Here is an 18,568-nt window from a genome sequence, read left to right as displayed (position 1 = left end):
ACGCTTCGCGCATCGGGTTTCAATCTGTCGATCGAAGCCGCTTGACATCGGTCCGCGCCTGCCCTATCCCGCAGTCCTCGCGCGAACAACGCGCCGCGCGGGGGAGTAGCTCAGTTGGTTAGAGCGCCGGCCTGTCACGCCGGAGGTCGCGGGTTCGAGCCCCGTCTCTCTCGCCATGAAATCAACCCCTTGCAGCATGTGTTCGGCTCCTTTTCATAATGGTGCTGACGGACTTTTTCTCTGAATTTCAGACTTTGTTCCGCTTTCTTCCCTCCCTTCGCGCCCGATCGGCGGTCCGAACGATGCTCACGTCGACGGGCACATAAGTTCTTGCCAAATGCGCACTCGACGCCACGTCGTTTGCCAATTTCTGGCCGAGCGCTTCCATCGATGCGCCGCCCCGCAGCGCTTCGCTCGCGCCGCTGCGCCGAAAGTCCGCCAGCGTGCGCCGCTCGTTCGAACCGAAGGCAAGCGCCCGCACTTTTCGAAAATCGTCGCCGAGCGTGTCTTTGCTGTAGGGCGCGCCGGAGCGGTTTCTGAAAATTGCGGCTCCGGGGGCGATCTCCGCACCGAGCTGCGCGAGATACCCATCCATGATGCGCACCGCGGCCTTAGAGAGGGTCCCGACGGCCTCCCGGCCGGTCTTGGCGCGCGCGATGCGGAAAAACTCACCCTGTTCGTCGCGGGCGCGCTGCGCGGGCGTCAATGTACGGACGTCAACAGGGTAGTGAGCTGTCCCAAGATACCGTTATTAGCGCTGCAAGCCCTGGATACCCGGCGCGCAGCGCTGTCTTCACGAGCGTCGCCGCTTCCCGGTAGTGCCATAACTCCTGTCGGCGGGCCGGCTCAGTATTGACGACACCAAGCGCCGGATCAGCGTCCTTGACGCAATATTTGAGCGCGGCGGCAACGCGCCAGAGCGCGCGCCAAATTTTGATGCAGCGATGAGCTTCGCGTTGGCTGACCTTCTTCGCCATTCGTTCGCGGAAAATCGAGACGCATCGTCACGGCGGAAGGAGCAATGTCGCCGAAATACGGCTCCATCCATCTCCAGGCGCGCAGCCATTCTTCCCGGGTCCTTTCGGCCTTATAGCTCCACTCCGGCGTTTCACGATATTTGGCGAAGGCTTCGGCCATAGAGCCGCGCCGAAATCCGGGCGGACGCTGAACAACACGCTCGGTTTTATGCTTTTGCCATAGGTCATTTATTTCCTTGGCGCGCGCCCACGCCGCCGGTCCGTCCGGGCCGCAGGCTACGCAAGCAAATCCTGCCGCGCGCATTGCAGCGTTCGCCTGCCAATAACCGCGCCCGTATCGCACAACGTAATATGGGATTTTAACTCTTCCCATCCGCGTCCCTCTCTAATCGAGCGTCGAGTTCGACCACGCCAAGCGCATCATGCTCAGCCGCTAGACGCTGCGAGGAAGCAATGACGATCGTGCCGTCGGGCTCGACGCGCACTTCTTCAAACTTAAAACCGCCTGCCAGCGCGCTCTTGATGGCGCGAGAAACGTCCCCTTGCAAAAACTTCGACGGTTTCTTCATTTTCAATCGTCCGCTTCTGAGAATCCGCGCTCCTGTTTTTCGGACTCCCGCTACGACCTCGATCCTCGCGGACCCCTAGGTACTCTATCGCTCGATTCTTTTTCCGTGCCACTCTTGAGGAGTTCCCTGAGCGCAGCGGGGAGCTTTTCCGACGTCTTTTTCAGATCGACCAAAAGTGCGTTGGCGCCCATAAATTCGGGAATTCTATTTAAGTCTTCGAGGCGGATGAATTGAAGCTCGCCAATCGGCACGGGTTGGATAATGGTCCCCTCCGATCGGATCACCCCGGGCTTCTTTTTCCATCAGCGTGACCGAGAAAATGACCTTGCCTGTCCCGGGCACTCGGTCACAATATTCGTCGTATCGACTCATATCGTCCGTCGCGCCACCGGCGCTTTCCGCCGAGTCCGCCAGAAAATAAGTGGTCAGGTGAACCGAGTAGAAGTCGGTCACGCCCAACCATTCCGAGATCGTACGGTCCCCCGCCTTGACTGCTGGTTTCAGCGAATGCGCCTTCCAGAAATCCGCGGCATACTGATTGAAGGTGGGACCCCACAACGGATACGAGAAAACGACGCCGTTGACGCCAATGAGCGCGACGATGCCAAGGAATAAAATCAGATTCAGCCGGATGATCCGCCGCCCCCGTAAGGCCAAAGCTGCGCGCGACTTTCGCAGCGCAGAGGCCGCCAGCGCCGTCGTGTGCCACGCGTTGAGTTGCTTGCAAGGAACGAAGGAGGCGGGGCGTTTTGGAGGGAAAGGGAATGAATAGGGTCGCCGCGCTGCTCAGTTGCGCCGTTTGGGCCTCTTTGGGTTTGGCCTCCATTGAGCAGCCCTCAGGCGCGGCCGCCGCCCCGAGGCATGCGACTAAATATGTCGAGGGATGGCGGGACCCCCACGCCACGGCGCTTGGGCCACGCGTCAACTATCCCCGCCCTCCCAGCAACTCTGCGACGTCGAGCGAGCGCTATTTCACAGGAGGAGAGGTCAATTCCATTCCGTTCCGGTCGCCTGCTGAGGCGCTGGAAATCGTTCCGGGGCTTGCATCCGGACGATGACGCGCCGCCAAGAGAGAAAGGATTTTGGCCTCGTTGTTTTACGACTTTCTGCGCCGCTTTTGCGACAGGACGCCAGAGGGAATCGATTGAGGCCATAAGCGCGATATTGCAATCCCTCAAACATGCCTGAAGCATTGATATTCTGAGCTGGCAGCGCATTCCCAATACTCGCGTGCACTGCGCTGCTACTTTATAGCAACGCTGTAAACAACATTCGTGGCGATAGCGTCGCCTGGGGCGAGGAGCGCAAGGTTTCTCTGTGCACCCGAGCAAATGTGGCCGTGTCGAGTTGGGCGAGCGTTCCGCGATAGCCGCTGCCCATGGCGACCAGCCACCAGTCATCGGGCGAGTCGATAGGATGGCTTCCCGCTTCCGCGACAACTTCCGCATTCTCAATCCCAGCCTCGCCGAGCATCTGTCGTAGCCAGCAGGCGTTGAAATGCCGATTCCTGGGATATAGCAGCGAAGACATCCGGATCGCACGTGCCCTCCCCGAATTTCCCATAGCTTCAACCGAGAGGCGATCGTCTTCGTCACAGCAGCTGTGTTGACCAACGGTCAAATTGGGGCCAAGCTCATCCTCTTCTCTGCAAAGAAAGGGCTCGCCGGCTCGTCTGGCGGGCCCAATGTTTTTGCAATTGCTTTTACACGCAACCACTTGCTGTGCTAACCTTCAAAGAATTTCAGGGGTCTGCATGCAGCGAAGCTGGCTACGCCTTCTGGTCTGTGCCTTTGTCCTCGTCGCCGCCCTTGCGGCGGCGGGGATGAGTGCGTCCGCGGCCTCTGCAAACCATCCTTGCGCCGAGATGACGATCGGCAACAGCAGCCATCACAGCCATGGCGACCACGGTTCGACCCCCAGGCGTTGCGATTCGCTCGTCTGTGGCGCTGTTCAGCTGACGCCTGTTGTCATCGTCGGGGAAGCGATAGAGGTTTACGTCTCTCGCGTAATGCAGCCGCGCGACGACGATGCGCGTCTCGATCTTACCGGGCCACCCGACCTGAGGCCTCCGATCTCCTGACCGTCGTGCCGGCCGAGGAACCTCTCGGCGAATAGGGCCTCTGTCCGCCGGCGTGACGTCGCTGAAGTGCGCGACGCTTTGCTTGCCGGAACCAGAGCCCCGTCCGTCACCGTGCTTCCATCAGGGAGCAGGAGATCATTCATGACCCGTTTCGTTTTCCGGCAAGCCGCAAGGGCTCTGCTTGCCCTGGGGCTTCTGTCGGCCACAACGTCCGCCTTCGCAGACATCCGGGACTACGAGTTCAAGCTCGTAAAAGAGCAGATCCGAAAGGGACAGGCCGTCGTCGACGTTCGATTGATCCACAAGCCTGACAAGAGGCCGGTCCCCGACGCCGTCATCTTTGCCTTGCGCCTCGATATGGCCCCAGACGACATGGAGCAGATGACGAGCGCCATCGAGCCAGTAAAGAGCCCGGAGCCTGGCGTCTACCGGTTCAAAGTCGACCTGACCGATGAAGGTCGCTGGCGCATCTCGCTGGCGGCGAAAGTCCAGGGGGAGGCCGAGACGTTGCAAAGCCGTCTGGTGTTGAAGGCGACGCCATGACGTTACGTCGCCTCGTTTTGTCCGCATTGATCTTGACCGCCTCCTCGGCGTTTGGCGGCGAGCGCGAGGCCGTCCCCGGCGCGAGCGTCGAGAGCGTCCTGGGGTTCGCAAGGCGCCTCAGTCCGGAGTTGGCGGCGTCGCTGCTCGACGCGGACGCTGCGGCGCATCGCGTCGGCGCGGCCGGCGTCCAGCCAGATCCCACTGTCACCTTCCAGGCCTGGGACGTGAACAACAAGGGCGTCGGTCAGGTCTGGGTCGGCGCCGAGCAAACCTTCCGCTTGTGGGGAAAGACGGATCTCGAGAAAGGCATCGCGTCGGCGGACGCGGATATGGCTCGGCATCAGAGCGAGGCCATCGAGCTCGATCTCGTTGCGCGCATCAAGTCCGCTTATGCCCAATACGCCGCAGCCCACCGCGCCGTCGAGCTTTCCAAGTCGCTGCAACAGCGTGTCGACCAGCTCGCCGAGGTTCTGCGGCTGCGTTATGGCGCAAGCTCGGTCAATCAGCAGGAGCTGATCAAGGCGGAGCTCGAGGCCGCCAACGCTGCTGCCGACGTGGCGCGCCGGGAGGGTGACGAAAAATCTGCGGGCGCCCGATTGAATGCGCTAATCGGACGCAAAGCACAGGCACCGCTCGCTCCGCCGAAAGGCTTTCCCATGTTGAAGGCGAAAATGACCTTGGCCGGGGTGCAGGAGCTTGCGAGATCGCGCAATCCTCAGCTCGCCGCAACGCATGCGCAGGTGCGTTCCGCGACCGGAACGAAGGAACTCACCGACCTCAACTACTATCCAGACATCACCGCCGGCGCGAATGTGGTGCAGCGCCGGAATCGCGACACCAGCGGGATGTTCCTGCTCGGCTTCAAGGTGCCGCTGCAATATGAAGCTAAAGACGCCGAGCAGCGCGCGGCGAGCGCCAGTCTCGGCGCCGCGCAGGCGCGCAACGACGCGCTGCGCATCCGCATCGACGGGGAGGTGGCCGAAGCCTGGTTCCGATTGGAAGCCATCCGCAAAGCGCTCAAGATCTTCGAGCAGCGGCAGCTGCCGCCGGCCCGGCTCTCCGTCGAGACCGCCCGACAAGGCTTCGACGCGGGAACAACGGACCTTCCGACGCTTCTGGAGTCCGAGCGGCGATTGCGCGCAGTCGAATTGGAGCTTCTTGCGCTGCGGGTCGAGGAGCAAAGCAAATACGCCGACCTCGAACGCCTGGCGGGAGGTTCGCTATGAAACGCGCTCACATCGCCTTCGCTTTTATTGTGGCGCTATTGGCGCTCGGCGCGGCCAGTTACGTCGTCACGCGCGGCATCCGGCATGAAGCCAACAACACGGCGCGACATGCGGCCGTGGGCGCCGGCCCGATCATCTATTACCGTGATCCAGAAGGGCCGTTCTTCTCCTCTGGGCCGAAAAAGAACGCGGCAGGCAAGGACTATGTCGCCGTCCGGGCGAGCGAGGACGTCGGTTTTGATGAGAAGCCGTGGGCGGCCGCAGAGCCCGCACAGCAGCAATCCTCGGGCCGCCGTATCCTGTATTACCGCAACCCCATGGGGCTGCCAGATACGTCGCCGGCTCCCAAGAAAGACCCCATGGGCATGGATTACGTGCCCGTCTATGAGGATGAAGCGCAAGACGCCTCGACGGTCACGATCAGCCCCGGAAAGCTGCAAAGAACTGGCGTTCGCTCCGAACCGGTCGAACGGCGGGCCATCACCCTCCCCGTTCGAGCGGCTGGCCGAGTGGATTTCGATCCGCGTCGGACGTCGGTCGTCTCCTTGCGCTTTGAAGGTTTTATCGAGTCGGTCCAAAAGGTCGCCGAGGGCGACTATGTCCGCAAAGGCCAGGCGCTCATGCGCGTCTACGGGCCGGATCTTTCCAGCGCGGCGGCCGAATATGTCGCGGTGCTCAATTCAGGGCCAGCCGCGCGGGTGGAGGGCGCGCGTCGCCGCCTCGTCAATCTCGGATTGGACGACAAGACGATCGCCGGGATCGCGCGAAGCCGCCGCGTTCCCCGCGCCCTCGATTGGCCCGCGCCGCAAGACGGGCATGTCATCGAGCGGACGGCGCTCAGCGGCATGCGGGCGGCCCCGGGCGAGACGCTGTTCCGCATTGTCGACCATAGCCTGGTCTGGGTTCTGGCGGATGTCCCCGAGCGGGATGTCTCCTCTGTCAAACCAGGGGAACCGGCGATCATCCGTGTCCGCTCCTATCCGGACGGGCCGTTCAAGGGTCAGGTCGCCCTTGTCTATCCGCACCTCAACATGGAAACGCGAACGGCGCGGGTGCGCATCGAGCTCCCCAATCCGGACGGCCTGCTGCTCGGCGACATGTTCGCCGACGTCGAAATCGAAGCCGGCGGGAAGCAGAAGGTCCTCGCGGTCCCTGAGAGCGCGGTCATCGACGCCGGCAAGCGGCAGGTCGTGATCCTCGATAAGGGCGAGGGTCGTTTCCAGCCACAAGAGGTCAAGATCGGCCGGCGCGGAGAGGGCTTTGCCGAGATCACGAGTGGCGTCGCGGAAGGCGACCGCGTGGTGACCGCCGCGAACTTCCTCATCGACGCCGAGAGCAACCTGAAGGCCGCCTTACAGGCGCTGGGCCAGGGGCCGGGCAAATGATCGGGCGCCTCATCGCGTGGTCGGCGCGAAACCTGATCTTGGTATTCGTCGGGACGCTCTTCGCGATTGCGGCGGGTGTCTACTCCTTGCGAAGCCTGCCGCTCGACGCCATTCCCGATCTCTCCGACGTGCAGGCGATCGTCTATACGGAATATCCGGGCCAGGCCCCGCAAGTGGTCGAGGATCAGGTCACCTATCCCCTCGCGAGCGCCATGCTCACCGTGCCGCGATCGAAAGTCGTGCGCGGCTTCTCCTTCTTCGGCGTCTCCTTCGTTTATATGATCTTCGAAGACGGCGTCGACGTCTATTGGGCGCGCTCCCGCGTGCTCGAATATCTGAGCTCGGCGACGAAGCGCCTGCCAGTCGGCGCGACGCCGGTGCTCGGTCCAGACGCGACGGGCGTCGGCTGGGTCTACCAATACGCGCTGATCGCCAAGAACATGACCCTCGCGGAGCTTCGCTCGCTGCAGGACTGGACCTTGCGCTATGGCCTCGCCAAAGCGGAAGGCGTGGCGGAGGTCGCGAGCGTCGGCGGCTTCGTTCGGCAATACAATGTGGTCGTCGACCCCAATCGCCTGCGCGCGCTGGACATACCGCTCTCGCGGATCCGGGAGGTGATCCGCGCCAACAATGCTGATGTCGGCGGACGCACAGTGGAGCTTTCCGAGTTCGAGTTCATCGTCCGGGGGCGGGGCTACCTCAAGGGCGTTTCCGATATTGAAAACATCGTGTTGAGAGCAGGCGGCGGAACGCCCCTTCTGCTGAAGGATGTGGCGCGGGTCGAACTCGGGCCGGACGAGCGGCGCGGCATCACCGAGCTCAATGGCGAAGGCGAGGTCGCAAGCGGCATCGCGCTGCAACGTTACGGGGCCAACGCCCTCACGGTCATCGACAATATCAAGGCCGCCCTGGCGCAGATCGCCCCGAGCCTGCCAAAAGGTGTCGAGATAGTCCCGGTCTACGACCGGTCGGAGCTGATCCATGCGGCGATCGAGACACTGCGCGGGACGCTCGCCGAAGAAAGCGTCATCGTCGCGCTGGTCTGCGTCGTCTTTCTCCTTCACTTCCGTAGCGCCTTGGTCGCCATCATCATGCTGCCCGTCGGCGTGCTGATGGCCTTTACGGCGATGAAGGCGCTGGGGCTGGGTTCGAACATCATGAGCCTCGGTGGCATCGCCATTGCGATCGGCGCCATGGTCGACGCCGCGATCGTCATGATCGAAAATGCGCACAAGCGGCTCGAACGGGCGTCGCCATCCGTGTCCCGGGTCGACGTGCTGATCGACGCGGCGACGGAAGTGGGGCCAGCCCTTTTCTTCAGCCTGCTGATCATTACAGTTTCCTTCCTGCCCATCTTCACGCTCGAGTCGCAGGAAGGGAGGCTCTTCAGCCCGCTCGCCTTCACCAAGACCTTCGCCATGGCGGCGGCGGCGCTTCTGTCAGTGACGCTGGTCCCAGCGCTTATGGTCGTCTTCGTACGCGGCAGGATTGTCTCCGAAGCGCACAACCCGATCAACCGGGCGCTTATCTACGTCTATCGGCCGATCATTCGCCTGGTCATGCGCGCGAAGATCCTGACAGTTCTGATGGCGCTCGCCATCCTCGGCATCACGATCCTCCCGGCGCGCCAGCTCGGCGCGGAATTCATGCCGGCGCTGAACGAAGGCGCACTGCTCTATATGCCGACGACCCTTCCGGGCCTTTCCGTGACGAAGGCAGCCCAGCTGCTGCAAATGCAGGACCGGATCATCAAGTCGTTCCCTGAGGTGCAATCGGCTTACGGCAAGGCCGGGCGCGCCTCGACCGCGACCGAACCCGCGCCTCTGGAAATGTTCGAGACCATCATCGACCTTAAACCCAAGGATCAGTGGCGTCCCGGCGTTACGCTCGAGAGCCTCGTCGCCGAGATGGACAAGGCGCTACAGTTCCCCGGCGTCTCCAATGCCTGGACCATGCCGATCCGCAACCGCATCGACATGCTGGCGACAGGCATCCGGACGCCCGTCGGCGTCAAAGTCATGGGGCGCGATTTGGGACAACTTGAAGTGCTGGCGCGCCAGATCGAGAAGGTCGTGAAGGGTGTTCGCGGCGCGTCTTCCGCCTACGCCGAGCGGGTGATGAGCGGCTATTATCTCGACATCACGCCGGACCGATCGGCTCTGGCGCGCTATGGCCTGATGATTGACGACGTGCAGGCGACCATCGCGACGGCGCTCGGCGGCGAAGTTGTCACGACGACAGTCGAAGGCAGAGAGCGCTATGGCGTCAATGTGCGCTATCCCCGCGATTACAGATCGAGCCCGAGAACTATCGCGAGCGACGTGCTGATCGCGCTGCCCGGCGGGGGAACCGTGCCGCTCGGCGAAATTGCGAAAGTCGAACTCGTCCGAGGGCCGACCGCCATCCGGACCGAGAACGGGCAGCTTGCCGTCTATATCTACATCGACGTCCGAGACCGCGACATTGGCGGCTTCGTGAAGGAGGCCCGCCAGGCCGTCGCCGAGGCGATCGAATTTCCACCCGGCGCCTACGCCGTCTGGAGCGGCCAGTTCGAATACTTGGAGCGTGCGGAAGCCCGGATGCGGATCGTGGTTCCGGTGACGCTCTTCATCATCTTCCTGCTGCTGTATCTCAACTTCCGCACACTCACCGAAACGCTGATCGTGATGCTGTCGCTGCCTTTCGCGCTGATCGGCGGCGTCTGGCTGATGTGGATGATGAATTTCAACATGTCAGTCGCAGTGGGGGTGGGCTTCATCGCGCTCGCCGGCGTCGCGGCCGAGACAGGCGTGGTCATGCTCATCTACCTCGACGCAGCCATGCGCGAGGTTGCCGCGGCGCGGGCCAAAGAGGAGAAAGCGTTTACAAAGGCCGACCTCCACAAGGCCATCATGCTCGGCGCCGTGGAGCGCGTGCGGCCCAAGATGATGACCGTCGTCGCCATCATGGCCGGGCTCGTGCCGATCCTATGGAGCACGGGCGCCGGGTCCGAGGTTATGCAGCGCATTGCCGTGCCGATGATCGGCGGCATGGTGTCGTCCACTATTCTCACACTCGTCGTGATCCCCGCGATCTATGCCCTGACAAAAGGCGTCGGCCTGCCAATTGGTATAACGGAGAGGTTCGTCAACTCAGAGAAGGAAACCCAGGGAACAAGCTTGACGGCGGCCGGTGGAGGCGGTTCGTGAGCTCATAGCCAGATTCCTGGGGGAATAGCACATGCTCCCTCAAGCTCTCTACGGCGCGATCACGCCTCTGGTATGCAAGGTTTCGTCAAAGAAGTAGACCTTGTTCGGATCGGGGTATTCGCCGTGTCTTTTGCCAGAGTAGGAGCAGCGGGACAACAAATCGCGAATGACATTAAGGCGAGTGGCTCGTTTATCGTCAGCTTTCACGACAGTCCAAGGCGCAAAAACACTGTGGGCTCTTTTCAGCATTTCGTCTCGGGCCTTCGAATAGGCCTCCCAATGTTCGAGCGCTGTCTCATCAATAGGACTAGCCTTCCATTGACGTAAAGGGTCGTTTCGGCGACGCTCAAGACGTCTCCGTTGTTCCTCCCGGCTGATGTCGAGAAAATATTTAATGAGCGTGAAGCCGCAGTGGACGAGTAATTGTTCGAACATCGGAGCGGTTCGCATAAACTGCTCGTATTCGTCTTCCGTGCAAAAGCCCATGACGCGCTCCACACCCGCGCGATTATACCAGCGTCGGTTGAAAATCACGATTTCGCCGCCGATCGGCAGATGCGGGGTATAGCGCTGGAAATACCAGGCTTTCTCATCACGGTCTGAAGGCTTGCCGAGCGCGACGATGCGAGATTCGCGCGGGGATAAATGCTCGATAATTCGCTTTGCCGTTCCATCCTTGCCGGCCGCGTCCCGCCCCTCAAGAATCACCAAGACTTTTTGCTCGCCTTTGATCACGTGCTTATGGAATCTGACGAGCTCCACTTGCACTTTGTGCATCGCCTCGGCGTAGGCTTCGTCTTCTTTTTCTGATTTCTTGCCCATACGGACTCCCCTATCGATCGACGCGCCGGCAACCTTGCTGCGCTGGGAGCACGCCAAACCCTTAGCCCAGGCGCAGTAGACTTATGGACCCCTCCTGCCACGATCATCGCAGGACCCGCGCGGTCCGAAGGGCGCGGGGAAGGCCCGCCCCCTATAGACACGCGCCTTTTATGGGTCTCTGCCGACTTCAGGGTCCTTGCTACTTCAACTCAATTTCTGCAGAACATACCCATCCGGCGCCTAGGTTCCATTCCCAGCAAGCGTTGTGCACATGGCGCCCCTCCTGCTGGCTCCAGTCACGGTGCATATGCCGGTAATGCCCGCCGATGTCCTGCTCATTCCCATTAACTGCGAGAGGCCGGAGCCATTGCTAGACTAGTCGTTGCGAGAAGCGATGCGGCAATCAAAAGGGTAAGCTTGCGCATTGATTTTTCTCCCTTCCGATTGTTTAGTCCAAGCAGCTTGTAGCAACTTGGGCATTATCATCACTTTTGACATGGTTTTCTTCCCTCGGACTCGCGAGACCGGGGCAAGCCCGTGTCTGAGGATACTTGACGTGTCGCCAACGTTCGGACGGCTAGGGTTTTCCCGCTAGTCACGTGATGCCGGCATGACCGGCAGACGTTTGGGCTCGACCCGGACCCGCCTGAGCCTCAATGAATTGGCGACGACGCTCACTGAGGACAGCGCCATCGCCGCCGCAGCGATCGTGGGCGACAGCAAGAGGCCAAAGGCGGGATACAGCGCGCCTGCAGCGACAGGCACGCCCGCCGCATTGTAGATAAAGGCAAAGAACAGGTTTTCTCGGATGTTTCGCATGGTTGCCTTTGACAGACGGCGACCACGGACGATGCCGCGCAGATCCCCTTTCAGCAGAGTGACGCCTGCACTCTCAATCGCGACGTCAGTTCCGGTACCCATTGCGATTCCCACATCGGCTGCCGCTAATGCCGGCGCGTCATTCACGCCGTCTCCGGCCATAGCGACAATTCGGCCGGATCGACGCAGTCGGTCGACAACCTCGCTTTTATCCTGCGGAAGGATTTCTGCCTCGACCTCGGAGATGCCCAGGCGCCTCGCGACCGCTCGCGCTGATGTCCAATTGTCGCCTGTGAGCATGACGATAGAGAGACCATCATCGATCAGGGACTGTAGCGCGTCGTGGGTGGTCTCCTTGATCGGATCGGCGATCGCGATGACTCCGGCCGGGCGTCGATCAACGGCGACAAAAATCGCCGTCGCCCCGTCCTCGCGCAGCTGCTCGGCGACGCTGTCGAGACGGCCGAGGTCCACGCCAAGCTCATCCAAAAAGCGCCTATTGCCAATCGCGACTGCGAGGCCGTCGATTGTCCCGGTCACGCCTTTTCCGACGGGCGAGTCGAAATCCCTCGCTTCGGAGAGGTTCAAGTTATGCTCGTGTGCAGCCTGAACGATCGCTTGCGCTAGTGGATGTTCGCTTGCGCGCTCAAGACTCGCGGCGACTCTCAAAAGCTCACTTTCTGCTAGGTCTGCGACGGGACGAAGGGCCGTTACACGGGGTTTGCCCTCCGTCAGCGTGCCAGTCTTGTCGATGACGAGCGTGTCAACTTTTTCCAGCCGCTCAAGCGCCTCGGCGTTCTTGATCAGGACGCCTGATTGAGCGCCGCGCCCGACGCCGACCATGATTGACATTGGGGTCGCGAGGCCAAGGGCGCACGGACAGGCGATAATGAGGACCGAGACGGCTGCAATCAAGCCGTAGCTCATGCGGGGTTCTGGCCCCCAGATTGACCAGGTGCCAAACGCAAATAGCGCGACCAGGATCACAAGCGGCACGAACCAGCCGGAGACTTGATCAGCGAGGCGCTGGATCGGGGCTCGGCTTCTCTGGGCGGAAGCGACCATGTCGACGATGCGGGAAAGCATCGTGTCGCTGCCGACCTTGTCTGCTCTCATGATGAAGCCGCCCCTCTGGTTGAGCGTGCCGCCGATGACAGTGTCGCCAACGCTCTTGGTCACCGGCATGGACTCGCCCGTCACCATGGACTCGTCCACCGAGCTTCGACCCTCGACGAGAGCGCCGTCGACCGGCACTTTCTCTCCTGGACGCACACGCAGGCGGTCGCCGACGCCGACCTGATCCAACGCAACCTCCTCGTCGGAGCCGTCGTCGCGCACGCGCTTCGCTGTGACCGGCGCCAGGTTGAGCAAAGCGCGGATCGCTCCCCCGGTCTGTTCGCGGGCGCGCAATTCAAGAACTTGCCCAAGGAGCACCAGCACGGTGATGGCGGCCGCCGCCTCGAAATAGAGAGGAACCGCGCCCTCCGTGCTGCGAAACGCCTTCGGAAAAATAGTGGGCATAAAAACGGCGATGACGCTGTAGATCCACGCTACGCCCGTGCCCATGGCGATGAGGGTGAACATGTTGAGGTTTAGAGTCAGAAGCGACTGCGCGCCTCTAACGAAAAATGGCCAACCGGCCCACACAACCACCGGCGTTGCCAGGGCAAACTGCACCCAACCTGATTCCTCTGGGGAAATGTAATCGTGGAGAGTCAGGAAGTGTCCGCCCATCTCGAGGAGGAAGACTGGAATCGTCAGCGCCAACCCAACCCAGAACCGCCGCGTCATATCTACGAGTTCGGCGCTTGGCCCCTCTTCGACGGTAGAGATCACGGGCTCGAGCGTCATCCCGCAAATCGGGCAGTTGCCGGGCCCGACCTGCCGGATTTGGGGATGCATGGGGCATGTGTAGATAGTGCCTTCACCCGGCGGCGAATGGCTCTGTTCAGCGCTTACAGCTTGGCTGGAAGACGCCTGCAAAGGTTGTAGATCAGGATTCGTCTCATGCTCGGCGGGGTCTGAGTGATGATGATGCTCGTGCCCCATGGCTTCCTCCGGCTCAGCTCAGCTGATCAGCTTCCGTTTCTTCTCTCCGGCGGCGCGTCGTGGCGATGGCCGTGTCCGTGGTGCATGAAAAGATGCATCAGCGGGCATGCCAGCACGACCAAAAATGGGAGGGCGTCGAGAATGTGTCGCCAGTGCCAATAAACAAGAAATGCGGCTGCCAGCCCGTATAGGAACAGGACGGGGGTTCGTGGGAGTGAAAATCGCATTTCGTCACTCCGGATCGTCAAAGTCCCAATATGGGAACTTAGGACTTAAGCACGGGCCAATCCAGAGACCAAGGCATCTAATGCTTACGTTCAGATATACGGGCCCCTTCCCGGAAGAAGATCGCCTGCTATCAGCAGAGCAGGCCCGTTCTCGCAACAGAGCCGTTCAGCTCAAGGAGAAGACGATTTTCACTGGGATTGTCCCGACCAATTTCTGAACTCCTGAGGCGAAGTTGCTAAAATCACGTTTAGGCGGCCTCTACGACGGCGCCAATGCAAGCGCTATTTCCTCGGCGTATGCTTCAAGAACCAGCGGTTCGCAGAAACAATCAGGCGTCTCGTCCGCCACGAAATGGCCGCTCAAATTTGACGGGCCATGACTTTAGTGCTCCAGCCGGTTGACGCGCCGTCACTTTTGCGCGGCTTCATCGACTTCATCGGCAAACAGCGAATGTAGGCCGAAGGGCCTAAACGCCTCTAAAATTCTGCCGATTCCTGGCAGGGATTACGATGGCCGTCGCCACTCTGTCAGGCTCTCCTGTTTCCCCGGCGCTTCCGACTGTCGACGCGACTGGATTTTGCCTTCGTATATTTCCTTGGACTCATCACGCACAAGCGCGCAGAACCACTTTAGCAGGGGGTCGCCAGCCCGAATTTGGGAGGAAACGAGGGTCATCGGCAATGCGGTGTTCTCAAAAGGCGGCTTCAACAAAACAAGGCCGAAGTGATCGGCAAAGTGGCGAGCGAACGTGGCCGAAAGAGTCGTCACCATATTCGTCGCCACCACGCAGGCGAGCGCGGCTGTAAAATGCGGCGCGGTGAAGGCCATGCGGCGGGAAACGCCTGCCGCGGCGAGCATGGCGTCAATTTCGGACGTGCCGTCGCCAAGCAGCGCGACGCCGACATGATCGAAGCGACCGTAATCTTCGAGTTTCCACCGGCGCTTCGTGGCCGGATGACCTCGGCGCAAGATAGGCGCAAGTTCATCGCGCGCGACGGTCTCGCTGACGGCCCCAGGCGGGAGAGGCGTGGTCGCCAACGCGAAAGCGAGATCGAGCGCGCCGCGCTCCAATCGCTTGAGAACGTCGCTGTAGGATTCGAAGCAAAGGTCGACCAGGGGCGCCTCGCGCGACAGCCGTCTCATGATCGCTGGGCCGAGCAAGATCGACTGCGTGTCGGCTGCGGCGACGCGCAAAACTCGGGCTCTTTTGCGGGATCGAAAGGCGTCGGATTGAATACTGGCTTCAGGCCGTCGAGCGCTGCGATGACGCGCGGCGCCAGCGCTTGCGCTTTCGGAGTCAACGCAAAGCCGTCGCGCGTGCGAACGAGGAGCGGATCCTCGAGCAGGTCCCGCACGCATACGCATTGCTCCTTACCGGGGGCCTTGGCGCGCTTTCCGCCGAAGCGGGAACCTGTCCGGCGCACGCGAGGGTTATACTGCGACTTCGTGGCTCGCTGACCAAAACCCAATGTCACTTCGTTCCGCCGGTCTGCGCATCTGACATCCAGGTCAGATCCTTGTAGTCGAATCCCTCCTCGACCGTGGGCTTTACAATTTCAAAATAGGGCGAAATGTCAAAATCGCGCGGAACGTAAAGCGCCGAATTTCGGATGTGGAGGATTTCGCGAACGACATGATGGTGCAGACGTGACGAAGCCTTTTCGTCGTCGATTAGCTCGATGATTGGCAGGATCGGGTAATTGATCGACTGGAATGCCTGCGCGAGCAACGTCGAGCACAGGGCTTGAGTCGGCGACGCCGCGCCGATCGAAATGAAGCGACGACGCAGGCGGGAAGGTATTGGCGGCGTCGGCATCAGGTAACGCAACAGATCGAAAAGGTTATGCAGATCGTAGCGGCAGCCAATTCGGTCGACCGCAAAGGCGACAAGCGTGGCGAGGTCTTCCGTACGCAGGTTGACCGGACGACAGATGCGGGTAGAAGAGCCTGCATATTTCGATAAGGGAGAAGAGCAAACTCCGGCGGCTAGATCAGCCTCTACGAGCACATGCGGTTCCCCGCCATTGTCCTGATAATTCTTGATCGGACCAACAAACAATGCCGCGTGCGACCAGGTCGACTGCGTGAGGTACTTAATCGGCCCCGAGACTCGTGTGGACCCTTCGATCAGCATTACATCTCCAGGCTTCAAGCATCTCCTCAACTCTGCTATGTTGGTCGGCGTCGTTAACGGGTCGCTCTCTATTTCCTGCATGAGATAGTTGGAAAGGGCGACTCCGAGCTTGTGTAAGAATGCCTTAAGCATCCAACCAGGCCTTATGCTGCTACGCTGTGACACGCCCCGGGCTCAGCTCGATTGCGCCACTACTATGTAGCTATCAGGAGCAAGACAGGTTGCAAGTACTGGTGACGCGCGGTCTACCACTGAGCTTGGGAGGAACCGACGACCGGCGCGTGCGCGCCATGCGTAAGAAAGACCAGGCTCGCAACTCGCTACCGTCGGGCCTGCCGGCGCCGTTCCGCAGGCGATAGTGCCAAGGCCCCATCGGGCGCTGATGCCGTTGGTTTTCTGTGCATCTGCCAATTCAAGCGCTTCGCACTATTTCTGGCCAAAAGGGACGGCGCTTAGAAGAGCGCTCTTCGGTGTCAAAATGGCCATGAACGTCGCCCAAAAACTAATTAAAAGCCATTGCGTCAGCGGGGGCGGCGACGTCGGCGCGCCCCTGATGTTGCGCATTGATCAGACGCTCACTCAAGATGCGACGGGCACCCTTGCGATGCTAACGCTCGAGGCTCTGCAGCTCGATCGAGCGAAGACAGAGGTGAGCGTGCAATATGTCGATCACAATCTATTGCAAATCGACAATCTGAATGCCGAGGATCATCTCTTCCTCGAAAGCGCGTGCCAGCGGTTCGGCATTTGGTATTCCCGGCCGGGCAACGGCATCAGCCATGTCGTGCACATGGAGCGCTTCGGGCGCCCCGGCGCGTCTTTGCTGGGATCGGACAGCCATACGCCCGCTGCTGGCGCGCTTTGCATGCTGGCGATTGGCGCAGGCGGACTTGATGTCGCGCTTGCGATCGCGGGCGAACCATATTCGACCACAACGCCCGCGATCTTCGGCGTGGAACTGAGCGGATCGCTCCCGGAGTGGGTCAGCGCTAAGGATGTCATCCTTGAGATGCTCCGACGCCACGGCGTCGCCGGCGGCGTCGGCAGGATTATCGAATATCATGGCGATGGGTTGCGGAACCTGACCGCGTGGGACAGGCATGTGATCGCCAATATGGGCGCGGAGCTCGGCGCCACCACCTCGATATTTCCCTCCGATTCGGTCACCCGAGCCTTTCTCGAGGCCCAGGGCCGAGGCCAGGATTGGCGCGAGCTCGCGGCGGAGCCGGGCTGCGGCTATCACCAGCACGACTACATCGATCTTTCGAAGCTGGAGCCGCTCATCGCCAAACCATCGAGCCCTGGCAAGGTCGTCGCGGTCCGAGAGGTTCAGGGCGAAGAGATCGCCCAGGCCTACATTGGGTCCTCAGCCAATCCAGGATGGCGAGACTTCGCCATCGCCGCGGAGATCGTTCGAGACCGAATGGTTCCGCCCGGCGTGTCGTTGGATATCAATCCCACATCCCGGCAGGTCCTTGAGATGCTGATTAGTGACGGTCGCCTTGGCGCGCTCGTCGCGGCGGGCGCGCGCGTCCATCAGACCGGATGCAACGGATGCATCGGCATGGGGCAAGCTCCAGCGATCGGACGAAATTCCCTGCGCACGACGCCTCGCAATTTCCCCGGACGCTCCGGAACGGAAGAAGACTCGGTATTTCTCTGTTCTCCAGAAACAGCGGCCGCCTCTGCGCTTGTCGGCAAAATTACCGACCCGAGAACATTGGGCATCACATATCCGCCGCTCCGACAACCGGCGATTCCTCCTTCATCGGCCTCGTTATACGAGCCACCGCTAGCGATTGAGCAGGCGCGTAAGGTCGCGCTGGTAAAGGGGGCGAACATCACTTCGTTGCCTCATTTCGATCCGCTCCCCGACGCACTGACGCTACCTGTGCTTCTCAAGATGCGAGACGACGTTTCGACAGATGAGATCCTGCCGGCCGGAGCAAAAGCCTTACCTTATCGTTCGAACCTTCAAAAGATCGCAGACTTTTCCTTCGAACGGATCGACCCCTCTTATGTCGATCACGCTCGAGCCATCGGCCAACCGCCGGGACATGCGGTTATCGCCGGCGAGAATTACGGGCAAGGCTCCTCGCGCGAGCATGCCGCCGCCGCGCCCCGTTATCTTGGCCTGAGGATGGTGATTGCGAAGAGCTTCGCCCGCATCCATCGCCAAAATCTCATCAATTACGGAATTCTCCCCCTCGTCTTTATCAATGAGGGAGATTACGACCGCCTCGCAGTCGGCGACACGTTGCGGGTGGAAGACTTGCGAAAAACGCTGGCAAACAGCGATAGGATCCTGTTGAGATCCGCTAACGCCGCGATTGAGGCGCACCATGATCTCACGCCCGATCAAGTCAAGGTTATCCTCGCCGGCGGCGTCGTAAATTTCCGTCGAAGTAACATGAACGAGGAACGTGAGGGCGCCGTGCTTACCCCGGCCATCTAGCATCTGAGCAACCTTTCCAGGCGGCGTGGACCGCTTGGAAACCTCTCAGCGCCAACCCCCTCGAGGCGAACGGCCGCAACAAAAATTTCGCCC

16 protein-coding genes and 1 tRNA gene are annotated in these 18,568 nt (G+C 60.9%); 7 read left to right on the top strand and 10 right to left on the bottom strand.

Annotated elements, in window-relative coordinates; all coding sequences use genetic code 11:
* Positions 1 to 99: 99 nt before the first annotated feature.
* Positions 100 to 176, top strand: a tRNA-Asp gene (locus WOC76_RS05935).
* Between the two features lie 71 nt (positions 177 to 247).
* On the opposite strand, the gene WOC76_RS05930 is transcribed toward WOC76_RS05935, so the two are convergent.
* From WOC76_RS05930 to WOC76_RS05910, 5 genes are all read right to left on the bottom strand, one after another.
* Positions 248 to 706: a hypothetical protein gene (locus WOC76_RS05930; RefSeq protein ID WP_341108313.1), complete on the bottom strand. Its 459-nt coding sequence runs from the start codon at positions 704 to 706 to the stop codon at positions 248 to 250.
* Between the two features lie 10 nt (positions 707 to 716).
* The gene (locus tag WOC76_RS05925; protein WP_341108314.1) at positions 717 to 977 is read right to left on the bottom strand and encodes a hypothetical protein; all 261 of its coding nucleotides are present in this window, start codon (positions 975 to 977) and stop codon (positions 717 to 719) included.
* 359 nt (positions 978 to 1,336) lie between these two features.
* Complete coding sequence (locus WOC76_RS05920) at positions 1,337 to 1,552, bottom strand: hypothetical protein (RefSeq protein ID WP_341108315.1); 216 nt, start codon at positions 1,550 to 1,552, stop codon at positions 1,337 to 1,339.
* 198 nt (positions 1,553 to 1,750) lie between these two features.
* Positions 1,751 to 2,203 carry a hypothetical protein gene (locus WOC76_RS05915; RefSeq protein ID WP_341387630.1) on the bottom strand — a complete coding sequence of 151 codons (453 nt, stop codon included), beginning with the start codon at positions 2,201 to 2,203 and terminating at the stop codon, positions 1,751 to 1,753.
* A gap of 591 nt (positions 2,204 to 2,794) precedes the next feature.
* Entirely contained in the window at positions 2,795 to 3,019 is a 225-nt protein-coding gene (locus tag WOC76_RS05910; RefSeq protein WP_341108320.1) for a hypothetical protein, read from the bottom strand.
* 349 nt (positions 3,020 to 3,368) lie between these two features.
* Between WOC76_RS05910 and WOC76_RS05905 the strand changes: the two genes are divergently transcribed.
* The 5 genes from WOC76_RS05905 (at position 3,369) to WOC76_RS05885 (ending at position 9,968) form a co-directional block, all read left to right on the top strand.
* Positions 3,369 to 3,626, top strand: a complete 258-nt coding sequence (locus tag WOC76_RS05905) for a hypothetical protein (RefSeq protein WP_341387628.1) — start codon at positions 3,369 to 3,371, stop codon at positions 3,624 to 3,626.
* A gap of 141 nt (positions 3,627 to 3,767) precedes the next feature.
* A complete protein-coding gene (locus WOC76_RS05900; protein WP_341108321.1) occupies positions 3,768 to 4,169 on the top strand; it encodes a FixH family protein in 402 nt (133 codons plus the stop codon).
* Positions 4,166 to 5,395 carry a TolC family protein gene (locus WOC76_RS05895; protein WP_341108322.1) on the top strand — a complete coding sequence of 410 codons (1,230 nt, stop codon included), beginning with the start codon at positions 4,166 to 4,168 and terminating at the stop codon, positions 5,393 to 5,395. The genes WOC76_RS05900 and WOC76_RS05895 overlap by 4 nt, the downstream gene beginning before the upstream one ends.
* The gene (locus WOC76_RS05890; RefSeq protein WP_341108324.1) at positions 5,392 to 6,780 is read left to right on the top strand and encodes an efflux RND transporter periplasmic adaptor subunit; all 1,389 of its coding nucleotides are present in this window, start codon (positions 5,392 to 5,394) and stop codon (positions 6,778 to 6,780) included. Before WOC76_RS05895 ends, WOC76_RS05890 begins: the two co-directional genes overlap by 4 nt.
* Positions 6,777 to 9,968: an efflux RND transporter permease subunit gene (locus tag WOC76_RS05885; protein ID WP_341108325.1), complete on the top strand. Its 3,192-nt coding sequence runs from the start codon at positions 6,777 to 6,779 to the stop codon at positions 9,966 to 9,968. Before WOC76_RS05890 ends, WOC76_RS05885 begins: the two co-directional genes overlap by 4 nt.
* A 48-nt stretch (positions 9,969 to 10,016) precedes the next feature.
* Here WOC76_RS05885 and ppk2 read toward each other — a convergent pair whose 3' ends face one another.
* From ppk2 to WOC76_RS05860, 5 genes are all read right to left on the bottom strand, one after another.
* Complete coding sequence (gene ppk2 / locus WOC76_RS05880) at positions 10,017 to 10,790, bottom strand: polyphosphate kinase 2 (RefSeq protein WP_341108327.1); 774 nt, start codon at positions 10,788 to 10,790, stop codon at positions 10,017 to 10,019.
* Between the two features lie 591 nt (positions 10,791 to 11,381).
* Complete coding sequence (locus WOC76_RS05875) at positions 11,382 to 13,658, bottom strand: copper-transporting P-type ATPase (protein ID WP_341108329.1); 2,277 nt, start codon at positions 13,656 to 13,658, stop codon at positions 11,382 to 11,384.
* A 26-nt stretch (positions 13,659 to 13,684) separates the two neighbouring features.
* Positions 13,685 to 13,885 carry a DUF2933 domain-containing protein gene (locus tag WOC76_RS05870; RefSeq protein ID WP_341108331.1) on the bottom strand — a complete coding sequence of 67 codons (201 nt, stop codon included), beginning with the start codon at positions 13,883 to 13,885 and terminating at the stop codon, positions 13,685 to 13,687.
* Between the two features lie 505 nt (positions 13,886 to 14,390).
* Positions 14,391 to 15,080, bottom strand: a complete 690-nt coding sequence (locus WOC76_RS05865) for a LysR substrate-binding domain-containing protein (protein WP_341108332.1) — start codon at positions 15,078 to 15,080, stop codon at positions 14,391 to 14,393.
* A 277-nt stretch (positions 15,081 to 15,357) separates the two neighbouring features.
* A complete protein-coding gene (locus tag WOC76_RS05860; protein WP_341108333.1) occupies positions 15,358 to 16,020 on the bottom strand; it encodes a lipo-like protein in 663 nt (220 codons plus the stop codon).
* A 478-nt stretch (positions 16,021 to 16,498) separates the two neighbouring features.
* Here WOC76_RS05860 and WOC76_RS05855 point away from each other — a divergent pair, with 478 nt between their 5' ends.
* On the top strand, positions 16,499 to 18,475 hold the full coding sequence (locus WOC76_RS05855) for an aconitate hydratase (RefSeq protein WP_341431324.1): 1,977 nt from the start codon (positions 16,499 to 16,501) through the stop codon (positions 18,473 to 18,475).
* Positions 18,476 to 18,568: the final 93 nt, after the last annotated feature.

It is taken from the genome of Methylocystis sp. IM3, from assembly GCF_038070105.1.
Classification (GTDB): domain Bacteria; phylum Pseudomonadota; class Alphaproteobacteria; order Rhizobiales; family Beijerinckiaceae; genus Methylocystis.
This window is presented reverse-complemented; position numbering and strand designations above follow the sequence as displayed.